The following is a 16,535-nucleotide window of genomic DNA, read 5'->3' as shown; positions in this document are numbered from 1 at the left end:
ATCCGCCGCCTATGCTCTCAGGTCGTACGCAGTTGAACGAACCTGAGCGAGGGTGGGGCAGGGTGTCAGCGGTGACCGGGCAGAAGGTGCGCTGGGGGATTCTCGCGACCGGCGGGATGGCGGCGCGATTCACGGCGGATCTGGTCGATCTGCCGGACGCGGAGGTCGTGGCGGTCGCGTCGCGGACCGAGGCGTCGGCGAAGACGTTCGCGGAGCGGTTCGGGATACCGCGGGCCTACGGTGGCTGGGAGACGCTGGCGCGGGACGAGGACGTCGACGTGGTGTACGTCGCGACGCCGCACTCGGCGCACCGGACCGCGGCCGGCCTGTGTCTGGAGGCGGGCCGGAACGTGCTGTGCGAGAAGCCGTTCACACTGAACGCGCGCGAGGCGGCGGAACTGGTCGCGCTCGCCCGCGAGAACGGCGTCTTCCTCATGGAAGCCATGTGGATGTACTGCAACCCGCTGGTGCGGCGCCTGAAGGCGCTGGTCGAGGACGGCGCGATCGGCGAGGTCCGCAGCCTCCAGGCGGACTTCGGCCTCGCGGGCCCGTTCCCGCCCGCGCACCGGCTGCGCGACCCCGCGCAGGGCGGCGGCGCGCTCCTCGACCTGGGCGTGTACCCGGTGTCGTTCGCGCAGTTGCTGCTCGGTGAGCCGTCGGACATCGCGGCGCGCGCGGTGCTCTCGGAGGAGGGCGTCGACCTCCAGACGGGCGCACTGCTCTCCTACGACGGCGGCGCTCTGGCGACGGTCCACTGCTCCATCACCGGCGGCACCCCCAACTCCGCGTCGATCACGGGTTCCGAGGGCCGTATCGACGTCCCGAACGGCTTCTTCTTCCCGGACCACTTCGTCCTGCACCGGGACGGCCGGGAACCGCGGGAGTTCCGGGCCGACCCGGCGGACGGGCCCCGCGAGAGCCTGCGGCACGAGGCCGAGGAGGTGATGCGGGCCCTGCGCGCCGGGGAGACCGAGTCGCCGCTGGTCCCCCTCGACGGCACGCTCGCCGTGATGCGGACGCTCGACGCGATCCGGGACCGCGTCGGCGTCCGCTACCCGGGAGAAACGGGAGACCGGGGCGAGCAGGGAGAACCGGGAGACCGGGGAGGGGCGGCGGAGCCGGTCGTCACGCCGGCTTGAGCCCCGGCTCCCCCGCCTCGGTCACGAAGGACCCGGCGGTCGTGAGCGGCGCGCCCTCGGTGCTGACGTGGGACACCGTCTTGAAGTCGGCGCGCGCCGACTCGCGGCCCAGGGACACCGTGGCGTAGCCGCGCCGCCCGTTGAAGAACTTCAGGTGCGGGTTGGCGGCCATCAGGGTGTCCCAGTTCGACGGCTTCTCCGAGCCGTTGCCGCCGCTGGTGACGGACGTGGTGACGATCTCCGTGCCCAGGGTCCGGGAGTCCGGGTCGTCGAAGTCGCGCTTGATGTCGAAGCCGTAGGAGACGTGCACGTCGCCGGTGAGGACCATGAGGTTCTCGATCCCGGCGGCCTGCGCGCCGGCCAGGACCCGCTCGCGGGAGGCCGGGTAGCCGTCCCAGGAGTCCATGGAGACCTTGGACGGCGTGGTGGTCATGTTGTACCGCTGGGAGAAGGTGACCTGCTGGGGCACCACGTTCCACAGGGCGTCGGACCGGTGCCAGCCGTTGATCAGCCAGCGCTCCTGGGCGTCGCCGGTGAGCGTGCGCCCCGGGTCCTCGGACTCGGGCCCGGGGAACTGCCAGCCGTCGCCGTACGCCTGGTTGGAGCGGTACTGCCGGGTGTCGAGCACGTCGAACTGGGCGAGGCGTCCCCAGTGCAGGCGGCGGTAGAGCTTCAGGTCGGGGCCGTCGGGCAGCTGGGGCCGGCGCAGCGGCATGTTCTCCCAGTAGGCGCGGTAGGCGGCGGCCCTGCGGATGAGGAACTCCTCCGGCGGGACGCTGTTCTCCGGCGTCTCGTCGGCGTAGTTGTTCTCGGTCTCGTGGTCGTCCCAGGTGACGACGAAGGGGTGCGCGGCGTGCGCGGCCCGCAGGTCGGGGTCGGACTTGTAGAGGGCGTACCGCAGTCGGTAGTCCTCCAGGGTCACCGTCTCGTGGTTGAAGTGGGCGGGCAGGGTGCCCGCGGGGTAGGCGCGGGAGCCGCCGGTGGCGTTCACGGCGTACTCGTAGAGGTAGTCGCCGAGGTGGAAGACGACGTCCACGTCCTCCTGGGCCAGGTGCCGGTACGCGGTGTAGTAGCCCTGGTCGTACTTCTGGCAGGAGACGACGCCGAAGGTGAGGCCGGAGACCCTGCTGTGCTGCGCGGGCGCGGTGCGGGTCCGCCCTGCCGGACTGACGTAGCGGCCGGCGCGGAAGCGGTAGTGGTAGACGTGGCCCGGCGCGAGGTGGCCGACCTCGACGTGCACGGTGTGGTGGAACTCGGGGTGGGCGGTGGTCCGGCCCCTTCTGACGACGCGGCGGAACCGTTCGTCCAGGGCCAGCTCCCAGCTCACCTCGACGCGTTTGGCGGGCAGTCCGCTGTCGGCCTGGTACGGGACCGGGGCCAGGCGCGTCCACAGCAGTACGGAGTCGGGCTGCGGGTCGCCCGAGGCGACGCCGAGCGTGAAGGGGTCGGCGGTCAGCCGCGCGGCGTCCAGCTCGGCGGCGCTCGCGGTGCCGGCGGCCGGCAGGTTGACGGAGAAGGCGAGCGCGGCGGCGGCGCCGGTGACGGTCAGGAAGCGGCGGCGGCCCAGGCTGCGGGCGGCGGCGCGGAGTTCGGGCGCGTGCGAGGACTGCGACCGGGCCGGAGCCGAGGTCGGGGCCTGGTGGTTCGCGGGTGTCATCCGTTCCTCCCCTTACGGTGGTTGCAAGGGGCATTCGACGGTCCGGGAACGACCCGGGCTTGGCGCGGACATGGCGGTCGCATGTCGGACGGATGAGTTCCGCATGTTCGGCGGCCCGTACGCTGCCGAGTCATGAACACCGTGAGAACCACCGTCGGGGAAAGCACCGACGAGGAAAGCAACGGCGCGCGGAAGGTCGCCGTCGTCACGGGCGCCGGGTCCGGCATCGGCCGGGCGGTCGCCGTCGAACTGCTCACCGCCGGCTGGTCGGTGGCCCTGGCCGGCCGCCGTCCCGAGCCCTTGGCCGAGACGGCCGCGGCGGCACCCGCGGGCGCCGGCACGGCGCTCACCGTCCGGGCCGACGTGTCACGCCCCGAGGACGTGGCGGCCCTGTTCGGCGCCGTGCGCGACCGGTTCGGGCGCCTGGACCTGCTGTTCAACAACGCGGGGACGTTCGGCCCCGGTGGCGTGCCGGTCGAGGAGCTGCCCTACGAGGCCTGGCGGCACGTGGTGGACACCAACCTCAACGGGGCGTTCCTGTGCGCGCAGGCGGCGTACCGGCAGATGAAGGAGCAGGACCCGCGGGGCGGCCGGATCATCAACAACGGTTCGATCTCGGCGCACACGCCGCGGCCGCACTCGGTGGCGTACACGGCGACGAAGCACGCGCTGACGGGTCTGACCAAGTCGCTGTCGCTGGACGGCCGTCCCTACGGCATCGCGGTCGGCCAGATCGACATCGGCAACGCGGCGACCGACATGACGGCCGGGATGCAGACCGGCGCGCTCCAGGCCAACGGGGAGACGGCACCCGAGCCCGTGATGGACGTCGCCGACGTGGCGCGCACGGTCCGGCACATGGCCGACCTGCCGCTGGAGGCCAACGTGCAGTTCGCGACGGTCATGGCGACGGCGATGCCGTACGTGGGGCGCGGCTGAAACTCTTCACACGATCGGAATTTCGGAGTCCGCGGTATTGCGGCCGGTGACGGACGTATGCTCAAATCTCCTTCACCAGAACTTCACACTTGAAGCGTTGGGGTCCACACTTCCACCACGCTCCATGGGCCATACCGAGGGGGGAGGCGGCAGCCGTTCCGGCACACCGGTCGCACCGGTGGCGGGAACGGCTGCCGCACCGTTTTCGTTTCCCGGCTACGCCTGCCCGGTCTCGAAGCGGGCGATCCGGCCGTCCTCGTCCACGGTGAAGTCCCAGCGGGTGCGCATCTCGCCCCAGGTGTCGTTGCGGTAGCGGGCGATGAGGGCGCGACCGCCGTTCGACTCGTTGTCGACCTCCATGTGGCCGTTGGAGGAGAAGATCTCCTGGTCGATCCACTGGTCGAGGTTCCGGTCGTCTCCGTCGTCGGCCATGGTGGCGTCCGGCGCGAGCAGCGCGAGGAAGGCCTCGCGGTCGTGGGCGTTGACGGCGGCGACGAAGGCGCGGACGGCCGGGTCGCTGAGTCGCGTGGTCTGAATGGTCATGGCGGCAGCGTCACACCGCCTCCGTACCCCCGCCACCCGCCACCACCCGAACGGCGCCCGTGACGGGCCCCCGCGCCGCCGACGGGTGACGGTGGACCGGTGAGCCGCCCGCAGCGTACGAGGGAGCCGACGTGAAGTGTTTCGACCGGCGTGATCTGGGCCTGCTGCTGCTCCGGCTGGGCACCGGCGGCGTCCTGGCCGCGCACGGGTCGCAGAAGCTGCTCGGCTGGTTCGGCGGCGGCGGGATCGAGGGCACCGGCCGGGCCATGGAAGCCATGGGTTACGCACCCGGCCGGGCCAGCGCCACCGCGGCGGGCCTGGCGGAGGCGGGCGGCGGCATGCTGCTCGCCCTGGGCCTGGCGACCCCGGCGGCGGGTGCGGCGGCGGTCGGCGCGATGGCGGGCGCGGCGGCGGTGCACGCCCCGAACGGCTTCTTCGCGCAGGCCGGCGGCTACGAGTACGCGGCGTCCCTCGGTCTGACGGCCGCGGGCCTCGCGGTCTCGGGCCCCGGCCGCCTCTCCCTCGACCACGCCCTCGGTCACGCGGTCAACCGGAGCTGGATGGTCCCCGCCGCCCTCGCGGCGACGGCGGCCGCCACGACGGTGGTCGTGGGAGCGCGGAACAGGCGGTTGCGCAGGGCGGCGGAGGGACGGCAGGAGCCGCTGTTCGACTGACGGCCGCGGCGACGGCCGACGGCGGCGGGCGTACCGCGCCGGGACAGGGCGGCACATGGCACGCTGCTCCGTATGAGCGACCACCCGGACGGCGCGCGAGCCGACCTCTGGAACACCGTCGACGACCTGTGGAAGTGGCTGGAGGCGGACCAGCCCATCGGCGGCAGGGAGGGCCTGCTGCTGCGCATGCTGAAGCTGTCGGAGGAGGTCGGCGAGGTCGCCGAGGCGGTGATCGGCGCGACCGGCCAGAACCCGCGCAAAGGTGTCACGCACACCTGGGACGACGTGGAGGCCGAGCTGTGCGACGTCGTGATCACGGCGCTGGTGGCCCTACGGACCCTGACGCCCGAGGCCCGCGAGGTATTCGGCCGGCGCCTGGCACGGGTCGCGGCGCGCTCGCTGGACACGTCGCCGGACACGTGAGCACGCGCGGAGGTCCGCACCCGTGGGAGTCGGTCACGGGTGCGGACCGGTCACGGCCCGGTCAGCCCGCGCTGCACGACACGGTCGGCCAGGTCCAGTTGCCGTTGGCCTGGATGGTGGCGCCCCAGTTGTCGCCGCTGCCGTTCGACCTGGCGGTCAGGGTCTGGGCGCTGGGGTAACTCGCGTTGACGTTCCAGGTGGTCATGACCTTCGCCGGGGACGGCACGTTCATGGTCACCGTCCAGTCACTGGCACCGCTGACGGAGACGTTGAGGTTGTACCGGTCCCCCCACCGCTGCCCGGCGGACAGCGTCGCGGTGCAGCTGCCGCCACCACCGTCGCCCCCTCCTCCCCCGCCGCCGCTGCCGCCGTCGGGGGCGACCGCGCGGCCGGTCTGCGGCGAGATCATGCCGGAGCACAGCCCCTTGCCCGCCAGGGTCTGCGCGATGCGCGGGATGGCGGCGAGGGTGTTGGCGGGCCAGTCGTGCATGAGGATGACCTGGCCGTTGCCGAGGCGCGAGACGGCCTGCACGATCGCGTCGGTACTGGCGTTGTTCCAGTCCTGCGAGTCGACGTCCCAAATCACCTCCGTCAGCCCGTACTTGGCCTCGACCGACCGGAGCGTCGCGTTGGTCTCGCCGTACGGGGGCCGGAACAGCTTGGGCGTCCCGCCGCCGGCGCCCGCGATGGCCTGCTGGGTCCGGGAGATCTCCGAGTCCATCTGGGCCTGGCCGAGCTGTGTCATGTGCGGGTGGGTGTAGCTGTGGTTGCCGACCCACATTCCGGCGTCGACCTGGGCCCGGACCAGTGAGGGATTCTGGGCCGCGTACTGGCCCTGGTTGAACATGGTGGCCCGCAGCCCGTTCTGCCGGAGCGCGTTGAGCAGGGACTGGGTGTTTCCGGAGGGGCCGTCGTCGAAGGTGAGCCCGACGTAGCCGTTGCAGGCCGCGGCCTGGGCGGGCGCGGCACCGGCCACGACGGTGCCCGCGGCGGCGAGCGCGGTGACGGCGACGCCGGTGGCCAGGGTGCGCAGGGAACGCAGGGGGCGCGACGACGCACGTGGTCTGGTACGCATACGAGTGATTCCTCCTCTCTGAGCGTGCGGTGGTGCGGTCAGCCCGCGGTGCAGGAGACCGAGGGCCAGGTCCAGTTGCCGTTGGCCTGGATGGTGGCGCCCCAGTTGTTGCCGCTGCCGTTCGACCTGGCGGTCAGGGTCTGGGCGCTGGGATAGCTCGCGTTGATGTTCCAGGTCGACATGACCTTCGCCGGGGACGGCACGTTCATGGTCACCGTCCAGTCACTGGCACCGCTGACGGAGACGTTGAGGTTGTACCGGTCGCCCCACTTTTGCCCGGCGGACAGCGTCGCGGTGCAGCCGCCGCCGCCACCGCCCCCGTTGTCGCCACCGCCGTCGTCGCCACCGCCGCCGGTGCCGCCGACGTTGATGTTGGAGCTGCCGCTGCTCTGGTAGCCCTCGGTGGCCATGATCATGTAGTAGTTGAAGCTGCCCAGCGGCATCCCCGCCCGCGCCCACGCGTCGAAGTGGTTGCCGGTGGTGATGGTGCCGCCGGTCCGCTTCGACTGCCGCACGCTCCAGTACTGGTCGAAGGTGCGGGTGCCCTCGACGGAGGGCTTGTTGACGCGGGTCGTCTTGTAGATGTCGTAGGTGCCGCCGTCACTGGTGACGGTGCCCTTGTACTCGCCCGTGGGCCGGTAGGTGCCCCAGTTGTCGACGATGTAGTACTCGACGAGCGGGTTGGCCGTCCACCCGTAGAGCGTCAGGTACGCGTTGCCCGACGGGTTGAAGGTGCCCGAGTACTGCACGGTCCGGCGTCCGCCGTTGGCCCATCCCTTGCCGGCGACGAAGTTGCCGGTGTTGCGCCACGAGGTGCTGTACTGACCGCCGGACCCCATGTTCATGGAGACGGTGCCCTGGCTGTCGGTCCAGAACGAGTAGTAGTAGCCGTTGTTGGTGCCCTCCTGGTTGGTCGTGACGACCGTGTCGGCCCGGGCGGTGCCCGGCAGCATCAACGCCACGAGCGCGGCCAGCGCGAAGGCCCACGCACTCCTGGTCAGAAGCGTGACGGGGCCTCGTCTGCGGCGTCTCGGTTGGACGAGCAGGTTCATGGGGGGTCCTCTCTGCGGAGGTGCGGACAACGGCGCCAGTGTTGGCCTGCACTCGTCAAGCGTCAACAGTTTCGGTAGAAGTTTCGAAACCTTCGCCATGCCGCAAGAAGCCCCTCAAGAAGGGAAGTTGCAGCTCACCCCACCCACAATCCACACCACCACACCGATGACAGAGGCATCCGACAGGAGGTGCCGGAAAGAACGAAGCAAGCTTCCGAAAATTTCGAGACTCAGGCTCTCTGGACAGCCGCGGCGCGACCTCACATCCTCGGTAGAGGCAGCGCACCGTTCTCCACAACGGAAGTTGGTCGCTCGTGAAGTTCAGCTATGCGATGCTCCCCGACTACCCGCTGGCCGAGTCCCTGGAGTCGATCCGGCTCGCCGACGAACTCGGCTTCCACGCCTGTTACGCCGCCGACGAGACCTGGCACAAGGACCTGTGGCTCCTCTTCGCGGCGGCGGCAGGCCGCACCGATCGCATCCGCCTGGGCCCCAGCGTCTCCCCGGTGACGCTGCGCGAGCCGACCCTGATCGCCCAGGCCCTGGCCACGCTCGACGAACTCTCGGGCGGCCGCGCCGAGGGCGTCCTGTCCAGCGGCAACTTCGGCCTGCTGGCCCAGTACCGCATCGACTGGGCCCGCACCAGGCCGCTGTCCCGCGTGAAGGAAGCCCTGCACGTGATGCGCACGTTCCTCGACGAGGGCGCGATCACGCACGAGGGCGAATTCTTCTCCTACGACGGCCTGTTCACCTTCGCCCGCCCGGTCCAGGACCGCCTGCCGCTGAAGCTCGGCGCGATGCGGGGCCCCAAGTCCTTCGAAGCGGCCGGAGAGTTGTCGGACGGCTGCCACCACGCCCTGAGTTACACCCGCGAGGCCTACGACTACGCGGTACGGCACATCAGGGCGGGTGCGGAGCGGGCCGGGAAGGACTGGCGCTCGCTGGACATCGGGGCCTGGGTGGTCTTCGCCACCGGCCCCGACTCGGCGACCGCCAAAGAGGCGGCGCGCAGCATGGTCGGCATCTACGCCTCCTCGATGCCCGAGGAGCAACTGCGCCGCAACGGCGTCGACCCGGCGGAGCTGAAACCGGTCGTCGACGCGATCGGCGCCGGCGACCTGGCCCGCGGCATCGAGCTGACCACCCCGGAGATCGCCGACCGCCTCTCCGTCGCCGGCACGCCCGAGGAGTGCCGGGAGAAGATCGCACGGGACATCGCGCCCAGCGGCGTCAACCACATGATCTGCGCGATCACCGACCGCGCCCTGGTCCGGGCGTTCACGGGCCGGGACCTGCCGGAGGCGGCGGACGTGGACACGCAGCTGCGGCTGATCGCGGAGCGGGTGATGCCGGGGTTCGCCTGAGTCCTCACCCTCGTCCCAGCATGCTTGCGCCCCATGGCTCGGAGCAACAACTCCAACACTGAGCGACTCGGCCGCGTACTGGGTGTGGGCCGGGGCCACAGGAGGTCTCGCGAGCCACGGCGAGCACGGCGAACGGATCCAGTACCAGGACGGTGATTGATTCCGGGCAGCGCGGCGAGATGCTCCGCGGTGCCGGCCCGGATGCGGTCCGCCGCGACCGTCGCCGTGTCGTCGAGGACGATGTGCGGAGGTGCTGTCGTCACCTGGCGCCCGCTTCCCTCAGCCGCCGGTCGAGTTCGGCGTCGAGAGCCGCCCGTTCGCTTGCGCTCGGGTCGTAGCCGTCCCCCTCGCGCAGGGCGACGCGGGTCCGTTCCGGCCTGCTCCGCACGCTCCTCGGGGGTGAGGAGCGTCTCGGCGCCCGGTGGTTCAGCAGCCCCCGTCCGCGAGCACGAAGTACCCGGGTGACGTCTCCTTCAGGGTGTGCGTGACGAAGACGTTGTACAGGCCCATGTTCTGGTTGGAGCCGTTCGCGTAGGTGTAGCCGCCGCTGTGGTGGGCGCGGCCCGCGGTGACGTGGTGGTAGTTGGTCGCCGTGTAGCACTTGGCCGCGGCGCCCGCGGTCGTCGCCGTGACCGCCCCCGAGCGCGCCCCCTCGGCGCCGGAGGAGTCGATCGCGGCGACCGTGTAGCGGTAGGCGGTGCCCGCGCTCAGGCCGGTGTCGGTGAACGCCGGGCCCGTCGGGGAGCCGGCCTTGGTGCCGTCGCGGTAGACGGCGTACGAGGCGGCGCCGTTCACCGCGCTCCAGGACAGTGACGCGCCCGTGTCGGTCGTGCCGGTGACCGTGAGTCCGGCCGGGGCGGGCAGCGTGCCGCCTTCGCCGTCGTCGGGGGCGTCGTCCAGGCCCCAGAACTTGCCGGTGTAGTAGCTGGAGCAGATGTGGTTCAGGTAGTACGTCCCGGTGCTCCCGCACTGGTCGGCGCCCGAGCCGGGGCTCACCGCGAGCCCGTGGGCCATGCCGGCGACCGAGAACAGGGCGACGGCGGGCCGGCCGGTGGAGTCGTCGTAGGTCGTCTCCGTGGTGCCGCCGGGCAGGGTCCGCGTGCCGGAGGCGGTCTGGCCGATGCCCCAGACGTCGGTCCACTGGTCGCGCAGCTCGGTGCCGTTGACCGGGGCGACGGTCCGGTCGGCGGTGCCCTGCCAGATCGCGACCCGGGGCCACGGGCCGGTGTACCCGGGGTAGGAGCCGCGGACCTTGTCGCCCCACTGCTCCGGGGTGAGGCGCTGGTCGCTGTACTGGCAGCCCGAGGCGGCGCTCACGCTGGTCGCGCACTGCGCGGGCAGGCCGGAGTTCACCGCGCCGCCCGCGAACACGTCCGGGTAGGCCGCGAGCAGGTTGGACGTCATGCCGCCGCCCGCGGACAGGCCGGTGACGAAGACACGGTCGCGGTCGGTGCCGTACCGCGCCGCAGCGTGCTCGACCATCTGCACGACCGAGGCGGCCTCGCCCCTGCCGCGGGTGTCCTCGGCGGGGTCGAACCAGTTGAAGCAGGACAGGCTGTTGTTGGCCGCGCTCGTCTGCGGGTAGACGACCGCGAAGCCCCAAGCGTCGGCGAACTTCCGCCAGCCGGAGTGGGAGTGGTAGTCGCTCGCCGACTGGGTGCAGCCGTGCATCGCCACGACCAGCGGCGCGTCGGCGGGGAGGTCGGCGGGCGCGTACTCGTACATGGCGAGGTTGCCGGGGTTGGGGCCGAAGTCCGTGACCTGCTGGAGGCCGTCGGCCGCGGCGGCGGGCGGGGCGAGCGGGGAGAGGGTGGTCAGACCCGCGGCGAGGGCGAACGCCGCGGCCAGGACGCAGCGTCCGAGGGCGCCGCGCGGGGTGAGGGAACGCATCGAGTGACTCCCGTGAGTGGGGTGGGGCGGGGTGGGAGGGGAGCGAGTGCGGGTGCGGACGCGGACGCGGACAGGACCGGCACGCCGGCCCGCCGGTGTACGGGCTTGCTGGTAGCGGAACGTAGGACCGGGCTGCTGACCGCGACATGTCAAGGGCTGCCAGCAGGGCGATGGCGCGGTGGTGGTCGCGACCATGGCGTCGGCGGGGACGGTGTGGCAGAGCCCCGCAGGTACGCGCCGCGGACCCCGGGACGGCTCCGTACGGCCCTGCTCCAGCCCGCGCACGAGACCCGTTCGGCCTCCGCCATGGTGGGAAGCACCATGTGCCCGGCCCGAATTGTGGGGCGGGCCCACGTGTCTGAGGCCTCCCGTCCTTCCTACGGTGTTCCGCCATGGAGAGCACCGAGAATCCCCTCACCCCCCGGTTCCTGGCCGGACGCAAGGCCCTGGTCACCGGGGCGGCCGGCGGGATCGGCCGGGCCTGTGCCCTGGCCTTCGCCGCCGCGGGCGCCCAGGTCTACGTCGTGGACATGGCCGCCGGGCCCGCCAAGGACGTCGCCGCGGCGACCGGCGGTACGGCGATCGTGGCCGACCTCTCCGACCCGGACGCCGTGGACACGCTGCCGGACGACGCCGACATCGTGGTCAACAACGCCGGTCTCCAGCACGTCGCCCCCGTCCACGAGTTCCCGATGGACCGCTTCGCCCTGATCCAGCGGGTGATGGTGGAGGCGCCGTTCCGGATCCTGCGCCGCACCCTGCCGCACATGTACGCGCGGGAGTGGGGCCGGGTCGTCAACATCTCCTCCGTGCACGGCCTGCGCGCCAGCGCCTACAAGTCGGCGTACGTGATGGCCAAGCACGCCCTCGAAGGGCTCAGCAAGGTGGTCGCGCTGGAGGGCGCCGCGCACGGTGTCACCAGCAACTGCCTCAACCCCGGCTACGTCCGCACCCCGCTCGTCGAGGACCAGATCGCGGACCAGGCGCTCGCCCACGGCATCCCGGCGGGTGAGGTGGTCGAGCGGGTCTTCCTCGACCGCACCGCGATCAAGCGGCTGATCGAGCCGGCCGAGGTCGCCGAGGCCGCCCTGTGGCTGTGCGCCGAGAACACCGGCTACATCACGGGGTCCTCCCTCCCGCTGGACGGCGGCTGGACGGCCCACTGACGCCCACCCCCGCCACGCCGCCACTCCGCCCCACCGCCCACTCCCGCCACCCCGCCCCACCGCCACGCCCGCTCCGCCGCCGCCCGCTCCCGCCGCACTCACCTCCGTCCCCCGCTGCTCCCCCACCCCCCACCACCCACTCCCCCGGACCCGCTCGACCGTCCCCGACGTCCCCCGAGCCCGGCGGATCCGACCCTCCTCGCCCCGAGACGGTGACACACATGGCCAGCGCTCACACCGCCGTGAACGATCCAGGCAGCCCGAAGAAGCCGGCCGACCTCCGCAAGGTCGTCGCGGCCAGCCTCGTCGGCACCACCATCGAGTGGTACGACTACTTCCTCTACGGCTCCGCCGCCGCCCTGGTCTTCGGCCGGGTCTTCTTCCCCGAGTCCGACCCGCTGACCGGCACCCTGCTCTCCTTCCTCACCTACGCCATCGGCTTCGCCGCCCGGCCGGTCGGCGCCGTCGTCTTCGGCCACTTCGGCGACCGGCTCGGCCGCAAGAAGCTGCTGGTGATCAGCCTGCTGATGATGGGCGGTTCCACCACCCTGATCGGCTGCGTCCCCGGCTACGCCACACTGGGCGTCGCCGCCCCGCTGCTGCTGACCACGCTCCGCCTGGTCCAGGGCTTCGCGCTGGGCGGCGAATGGGGCGGCGCGGTGCTGCTCGTGTCCGAGCACGGCGACGCCCGGCGCCGCGGCTTCTGGGCGTCCTGGCCGCAGGGCGGCGCACCGGCGGGCAACCTGCTGGCCGTCGGTGTCCTGTCCCTGATGACCACGGTGCTCAGTGACGACGCGTTCAACTCCTGGGGCTGGCGGGTGCCGTTCCTGCTCTCCGGCGTACTGGTCATGGTCGGCATGTGGATCCGGCTGTCCGTCGACGAGTCGCCGCTGTTCAAGGAGGCGCTGGCGAAGTCGAAGGAGCGCGAGGCGGAGCAGAAGGCCGAGCAGTTGCCGTTCGTCGCCGTCGTCCGCGACCACTGGCGGGACATCCTGGTAGCGATGGGCGCCCGCATGGCGGAGAACATCTCGTACTACGTGATCACCGCGTTCGTCCTGACGTACTGCGTGGAACACCTGGACATCGAGAAGCAGCCGGCGCTGAACGCGGTGCTGATCGGCTCGGCCGTGCAGTTCTGCCTGATCCCGCTGTTCGGCGCCCTCTCCGACCGGGTCGGCCGCAAGCCGGTCTACCTGGTGGGCGCGCTCGGTGTGGGCGCCTGGTCCTGGGCGTTCTTCGGCCTGCTGGACACCAGGTCCTTCCCGGCGCTGGTGCTGGCGGTCACCGTCGGACTGGTCTTCCACAGCGCGATGTACGCCCCGCAGGCCGCGTTCTTCTCCGAGCTGTTCGCCACCCGGATGCGGTACACCGGCGCCTCCATCGGCGCCCAGCTCTCCTCGGTCGCGGCCGGCGCCCCGGCCCCGCTGATCGCCACGGCGCTGCTGGGCTCCTACGGCTCCTCCACGCCGATCTCGGTGTACGTCGGGCTGTCCGCCGTGGTCACCGTGATCGCGGTGGTCGCCGCCCGGGAGACCCGCGGCACGGACCTGGCCGAGGTCGGACCGGCCGGACCCGCGGCGGCGGCACGTCCGGCCGCCGGCCCGAAGGAAACCGCCTCCAGGTGACCCGGCGCCGAGCGCGGCGGGCAGGAGGGGGGCGGCCTACCGTCCCCCTCCTGTCGTGCCTCCCCGCACCGTCGCCCTTGCGGCGGTGTCCCGTCTTCCACACAATGGTCCGCCCATGCCCAAGAACACGTCCGCCGCCGCCCACCTGCGCCGTCTGCTCGAACTCCTCGCCGCCGGAGCGCCCGCCGAGGACTTCGGCGCCGTCGCCACCGAGGCGCGACGCTCCGGCGCCGGCGCCGACGACCTGGCGGAGATCGAGCAGGCCACCCAGGCGGCGCTGCGCGTGCACAGCGCCCTGCGTCAGCACCAGCGCCGGGAGGCGGAGCTCACCGCCCTCTTCGACACCGCGGGCGACCTCGCGGCGCTGCGCGACCTGGACGCGGTCCTGCGGTCCATCGTGCGCCGCGCCAGGATGCTGCTCGGCACCGACACGGCGTACCTGACGCTCCCCGACGAGGAGGCGGGCGACACCTTCATGCGGGTCACCGACGGCTCCGTGTCGGTGCTGTTCCAGAACCTGCGGCTGCAACTCGGCGAGGGGCTCGGCGGCCTGGTCGCGCAGACCGCCCGGCCCTACGCCACCCCGGACTACCGTACGGACGAGCGCTTCCACCACACGCACAGCATCGACGCGGGTGTCCTGGACGAGGGCCTGGTCGCGATCCTCGGCGTCCCCCTGCTCCTCGGCTCCGGCAGCGGCGGCAAGGTGATCGGCGCCCTGTTCGCCGCCGACCGCACCCCGCGGACCTTCTCGCCGGACGAGGTGGCGCTGCTGTGCTCGCTGGCCAACCACGCCGCGATCGCCATCGACACCGCGAAGGCCATGACCGACGCGCGGGTCGCGCTGGCCGAGCTGGCGGAGGCCAACGCCGTGATCCGGGAGCGCTCGGCCGCCATGCAGCGGGCCGAGGAGTCCCACGACCGGCTCAGCGACCTGGTGCTGCGCGGCGGCGACGTGGCCGACGTGGCCGCCGCCGTCGCCGACCTGCTCCGGGGCGACGTCACGGTGTTCGACGCGGGTGGGTGGCCGCTCACGGAGACCGCGCGCGGGGCGGACCCGGCCGGCGGGAGCGCGGCGCACGACGCGACCGGCGACGACGGGGGCGGCGGCCCGGCCCAGGCCGGCGCGGCGGCCGCCGTGGTGCGTGCCGCGGAGGACTCGCGTGCCACCGCCCACGCGGTGCTCCACGACGGGCGCTGGGTGTGCGCGGCGCTGGCCGGGCAGGAGATGCTGGGCAGCCTGGTGCTGTCGGGACGGCCGGACCTGGACGGCCCCGACCGGCGGCTGTTCGAGCGCAGCAGCGTCGTCACCTCGCTGCTCCTCCTGCTGCGGCGCTCGGTCGCCGAGACCGAGAACCGGGTGCGCGGCGACCTGGTCACCGACCTGCTCACCGCGCCCGACCGCGACCCGGCCGGCCTGGTGGCCCGCGGCCGGAACCTCGGCGTCGACCTGAACCGCCCGCACCTGGTGCTGGTCGCCTCGACGGAGGCGGACGTCCGCGAACGGCTGGCCGGGGCGGCCGTGCAGTACCTCTTCGGCACCGGCAGCGTCAGCGCGGAACACGCCGGTACGGTCATGCTGGTCCCGGCCGGCGGCGCCACGCCGGGCGGGGCGGCGCGTGCCGCGGCCGAGCAGCTGACCCACCTGGTCGGCGCCCCGGTCACGGTGGCCGGAGCCGGGCCCGCCGCCGGTCCGCGCGCCCTGGCCGACGCCCACGCCGAGGCCGCGCGCTGTGTGCAGGCGCTGCACGTGCTCGGCCGCCGGGGAGCCGGGGGCAGTGCGGGCGAACTCGGCTTCCTCGGGGTGCTGCTGGGCAAGGACCACGACGTGGACGGCTTCGTCACCGCCACCCTCGGACCGCTCCTTGAGTACGACGAGCGGCGCGGCACCCAGTTGGTGCGGACCCTGGCCGCCTACTTCGGCTGCGGCGGGAGCCTGACCCGGGCCAAGGAGGAGCTGCACGTGCACATCAACACGGTGGTGCAGCGCCTGGACCGCATCCAGGCGATCCTCGGCCCCGGCTGGAACAGCCCGGAGCACGCGCTGGAGCTGCAACTCGCCCTGCGTCTGCGGCTGCTGTCCCTCAGCTGACGCCCGCCGCCGTCAGCAGGCGCTCCGCCACCAGGCGCGCGCCCCCGTCGCCGACGACGATCGTGTAGTGGTTGGTGCCGAGGACGCGCGTGGTCCTGAGCAGCGCGCGGTCGACTCCGGCCGCGGTGAGCCGCCGCTCGTCGTACAGGCCCTGCGCCTCGTCCATCAGCCCGCGTTCCGCCCACAGCAGTCCGGCCGGCCGGGGCAGCTGGTGGACGGCGTCCGCGACCGCGCCGCCGAGCTGGTCGGTGCCGTCGACGCGGACGGCGTCGAGCCGGCACGAGGAGCGCAGCGCCGGTTCCTCGCCGACCAGGTCGCGCTGGATGTAGGCGTCCACCCAGGGCGACCAGGCACCGGCGAAGGCGGGATGGCGCTGCCAGAACTCCCGGTAGGCCGCCCGGTCGGGGAACGTCATCGACAGGCGCCGCATGGCCGGCCCGATCACGGCGGTGATCAGCTCGTCCGGGCTGAGCCCGGCGGGGACGGGGAAGCCGACTCCGCCGTCCACCAGCAGCAGCGCCGAGAGCAGATCCGGGTGGCGTACGGCGGTCAGGGCCGCGGTGAAGGCGCCCATGGAGTGACCGGTAAGGACAACGGGTCCGGCGTCCAGTGCCCGCACCACGGCGGCCATGTCGTCGGCGTGCGCCCCGATGCCGTACGGGCCGGGGAGCGGGCCGCTGCCGCCCCGGCCGCGCAGGTCGGGTGCGAGCAGGGTGACCCGGCCGGCGAGGTGGTGGGCGACGCGGGCCCAGGTGAGGCCGTTGGCGGTGATGCCGTGCAGCGCGAGCACCACCGGCGCGCCCGGCCCGGCGGCCGGCCAGCGCAGTACGGCCAGTTCACCGCCGGCCACGGGCACCCGCAGCTCCTCGTACGGCGGAAAGCCGGGATCGTCGGGG

General features: G+C 72.7%; 15 protein-coding genes. 8 read left to right on the top strand and 7 right to left on the bottom strand.

From position 1 onward, the window contains the following. The first annotated feature begins 71 nt into the window (after positions 1-71). Entirely contained in the window at positions 72-1,139 is a 1,068-nt protein-coding gene (locus tag Sco07f_RS03850) for a Gfo/Idh/MocA family protein (RefSeq protein ID WP_164141560.1), read from the top strand. Here the strand turns inward: Sco07f_RS03850 and Sco07f_RS03845 are convergent. Next, entirely contained in the window at positions 1,126-2,796 is a 1,671-nt protein-coding gene (locus Sco07f_RS03845) for an alkaline phosphatase D family protein (RefSeq protein WP_108986934.1), read from the bottom strand. The two genes, Sco07f_RS03850 and Sco07f_RS03845, sit on opposite strands and share 14 nt — an antisense overlap. 132 nt (positions 2,797-2,928) lie before the next feature. On the opposite strand from Sco07f_RS03845, the gene Sco07f_RS03840 reads away from it, so the two are divergent. Next, positions 2,929-3,735: an SDR family oxidoreductase gene (locus Sco07f_RS03840; RefSeq protein ID WP_108986933.1), complete on the top strand. Its 807-nt coding sequence runs from the start codon at positions 2,929-2,931 to the stop codon at positions 3,733-3,735. A 216-nt stretch (positions 3,736-3,951) separates the two neighbouring features. Here Sco07f_RS03840 and Sco07f_RS03835 read toward each other — a convergent pair whose 3' ends face one another. Further along, positions 3,952-4,278 (bottom strand): nuclear transport factor 2-like protein, encoded by a 327-nt coding sequence (locus Sco07f_RS03835; RefSeq protein ID WP_007389745.1) that lies wholly within the window; start codon positions 4,276-4,278, stop codon positions 3,952-3,954. A 131-nt stretch (positions 4,279-4,409) separates the two neighbouring features. Between Sco07f_RS03835 and Sco07f_RS03830 the strand changes: the two genes are divergently transcribed. Continuing rightward, positions 4,410-4,952 carry a DoxX family protein gene (locus tag Sco07f_RS03830; protein ID WP_054102067.1) on the top strand — a complete coding sequence of 181 codons (543 nt, stop codon included), beginning with the start codon at positions 4,410-4,412 and terminating at the stop codon, positions 4,950-4,952. 72 nt (positions 4,953-5,024) lie between these two features. Beyond that, entirely contained in the window at positions 5,025-5,375 is a 351-nt protein-coding gene (locus tag Sco07f_RS03825) for a MazG-like family protein (protein WP_108986932.1), read from the top strand. Positions 5,376-5,436: 61 nt separating this feature from the next. Here the strand turns inward: Sco07f_RS03825 and Sco07f_RS03820 are convergent, their stop codons facing one another. Together Sco07f_RS03820 and xynA are read right to left on the bottom strand one after the other, a co-directional pair. Further along, positions 5,437-6,450 (bottom strand): polysaccharide deacetylase family protein, encoded by a 1,014-nt coding sequence (locus Sco07f_RS03820; RefSeq protein ID WP_108986931.1) that lies wholly within the window; start codon positions 6,448-6,450, stop codon positions 5,437-5,439. Between the two features lie 38 nt (positions 6,451-6,488). Further along, positions 6,489-7,502, bottom strand: coding sequence for an endo-1,4-beta-xylanase XynA (gene xynA, locus Sco07f_RS03815; RefSeq protein WP_087791184.1), 1,014 nt, complete (start codon positions 7,500-7,502; stop codon positions 6,489-6,491). Between the two features lie 314 nt (positions 7,503-7,816). Between xynA and Sco07f_RS03810 the strand changes: the two genes are divergently transcribed. Next, positions 7,817-8,866, top strand: a complete 1,050-nt coding sequence (locus tag Sco07f_RS03810; RefSeq protein ID WP_108986930.1) for an LLM class flavin-dependent oxidoreductase — start codon at positions 7,817-7,819, stop codon at positions 8,864-8,866. A 259-nt stretch (positions 8,867-9,125) separates the two neighbouring features. Here Sco07f_RS03810 and Sco07f_RS41065 read toward each other — a convergent pair whose 3' ends face one another. After that, positions 9,126-9,254 carry a hypothetical protein gene (locus Sco07f_RS41065; RefSeq protein WP_256975172.1) on the bottom strand — a complete coding sequence of 43 codons (129 nt, stop codon included), beginning with the start codon at positions 9,252-9,254 and terminating at the stop codon, positions 9,126-9,128. 38 nt (positions 9,255-9,292) lie between these two features. After that, entirely contained in the window at positions 9,293-10,756 is a 1,464-nt protein-coding gene (locus tag Sco07f_RS03805) for an extracellular catalytic domain type 1 short-chain-length polyhydroxyalkanoate depolymerase (protein WP_108986929.1), read from the bottom strand. A gap of 392 nt (positions 10,757-11,148) precedes the next feature. Between Sco07f_RS03805 and Sco07f_RS03800 the strand changes: the two genes are divergently transcribed. From Sco07f_RS03800 to Sco07f_RS03790, 3 genes are all read left to right on the top strand, one after another. After that, on the top strand, positions 11,149-11,922 hold the full coding sequence (locus Sco07f_RS03800) for a 3-hydroxybutyrate dehydrogenase (RefSeq protein WP_054102062.1): 774 nt from the start codon (positions 11,149-11,151) through the stop codon (positions 11,920-11,922). Positions 11,923-12,143: 221 nt separating this feature from the next. After that, entirely contained in the window at positions 12,144-13,547 is a 1,404-nt protein-coding gene (locus tag Sco07f_RS03795) for an MFS transporter (protein ID WP_167468003.1), read from the top strand. 115 nt (positions 13,548-13,662) lie between these two features. Further along, positions 13,663-15,639: a helix-turn-helix domain-containing protein gene (locus tag Sco07f_RS03790; protein ID WP_108986928.1), complete on the top strand. Its 1,977-nt coding sequence runs from the start codon at positions 13,663-13,665 to the stop codon at positions 15,637-15,639. Here Sco07f_RS03790 and Sco07f_RS03785 read toward each other — a convergent pair. Next, a complete protein-coding gene (locus tag Sco07f_RS03785) occupies positions 15,632-16,495 on the bottom strand; it encodes an alpha/beta hydrolase (protein WP_174855305.1) in 864 nt (287 codons plus the stop codon). The genes Sco07f_RS03790 and Sco07f_RS03785 overlap by 8 nt on opposite strands. Between the last annotated feature and the right edge of the window lie 40 nt (positions 16,496-16,535).

Origin of the sequence: Streptomyces coelicoflavus (assembly GCF_003112555.1) — a bacterium.
GTDB classification, from domain to species: domain Bacteria; phylum Actinomycetota; class Actinomycetes; order Streptomycetales; family Streptomycetaceae; genus Streptomyces; species Streptomyces coelicoflavus.
The sequence above is the reverse complement of the archived record's forward strand: the minus strand, read 5'-3'. Positions and strand labels throughout refer to the sequence as shown.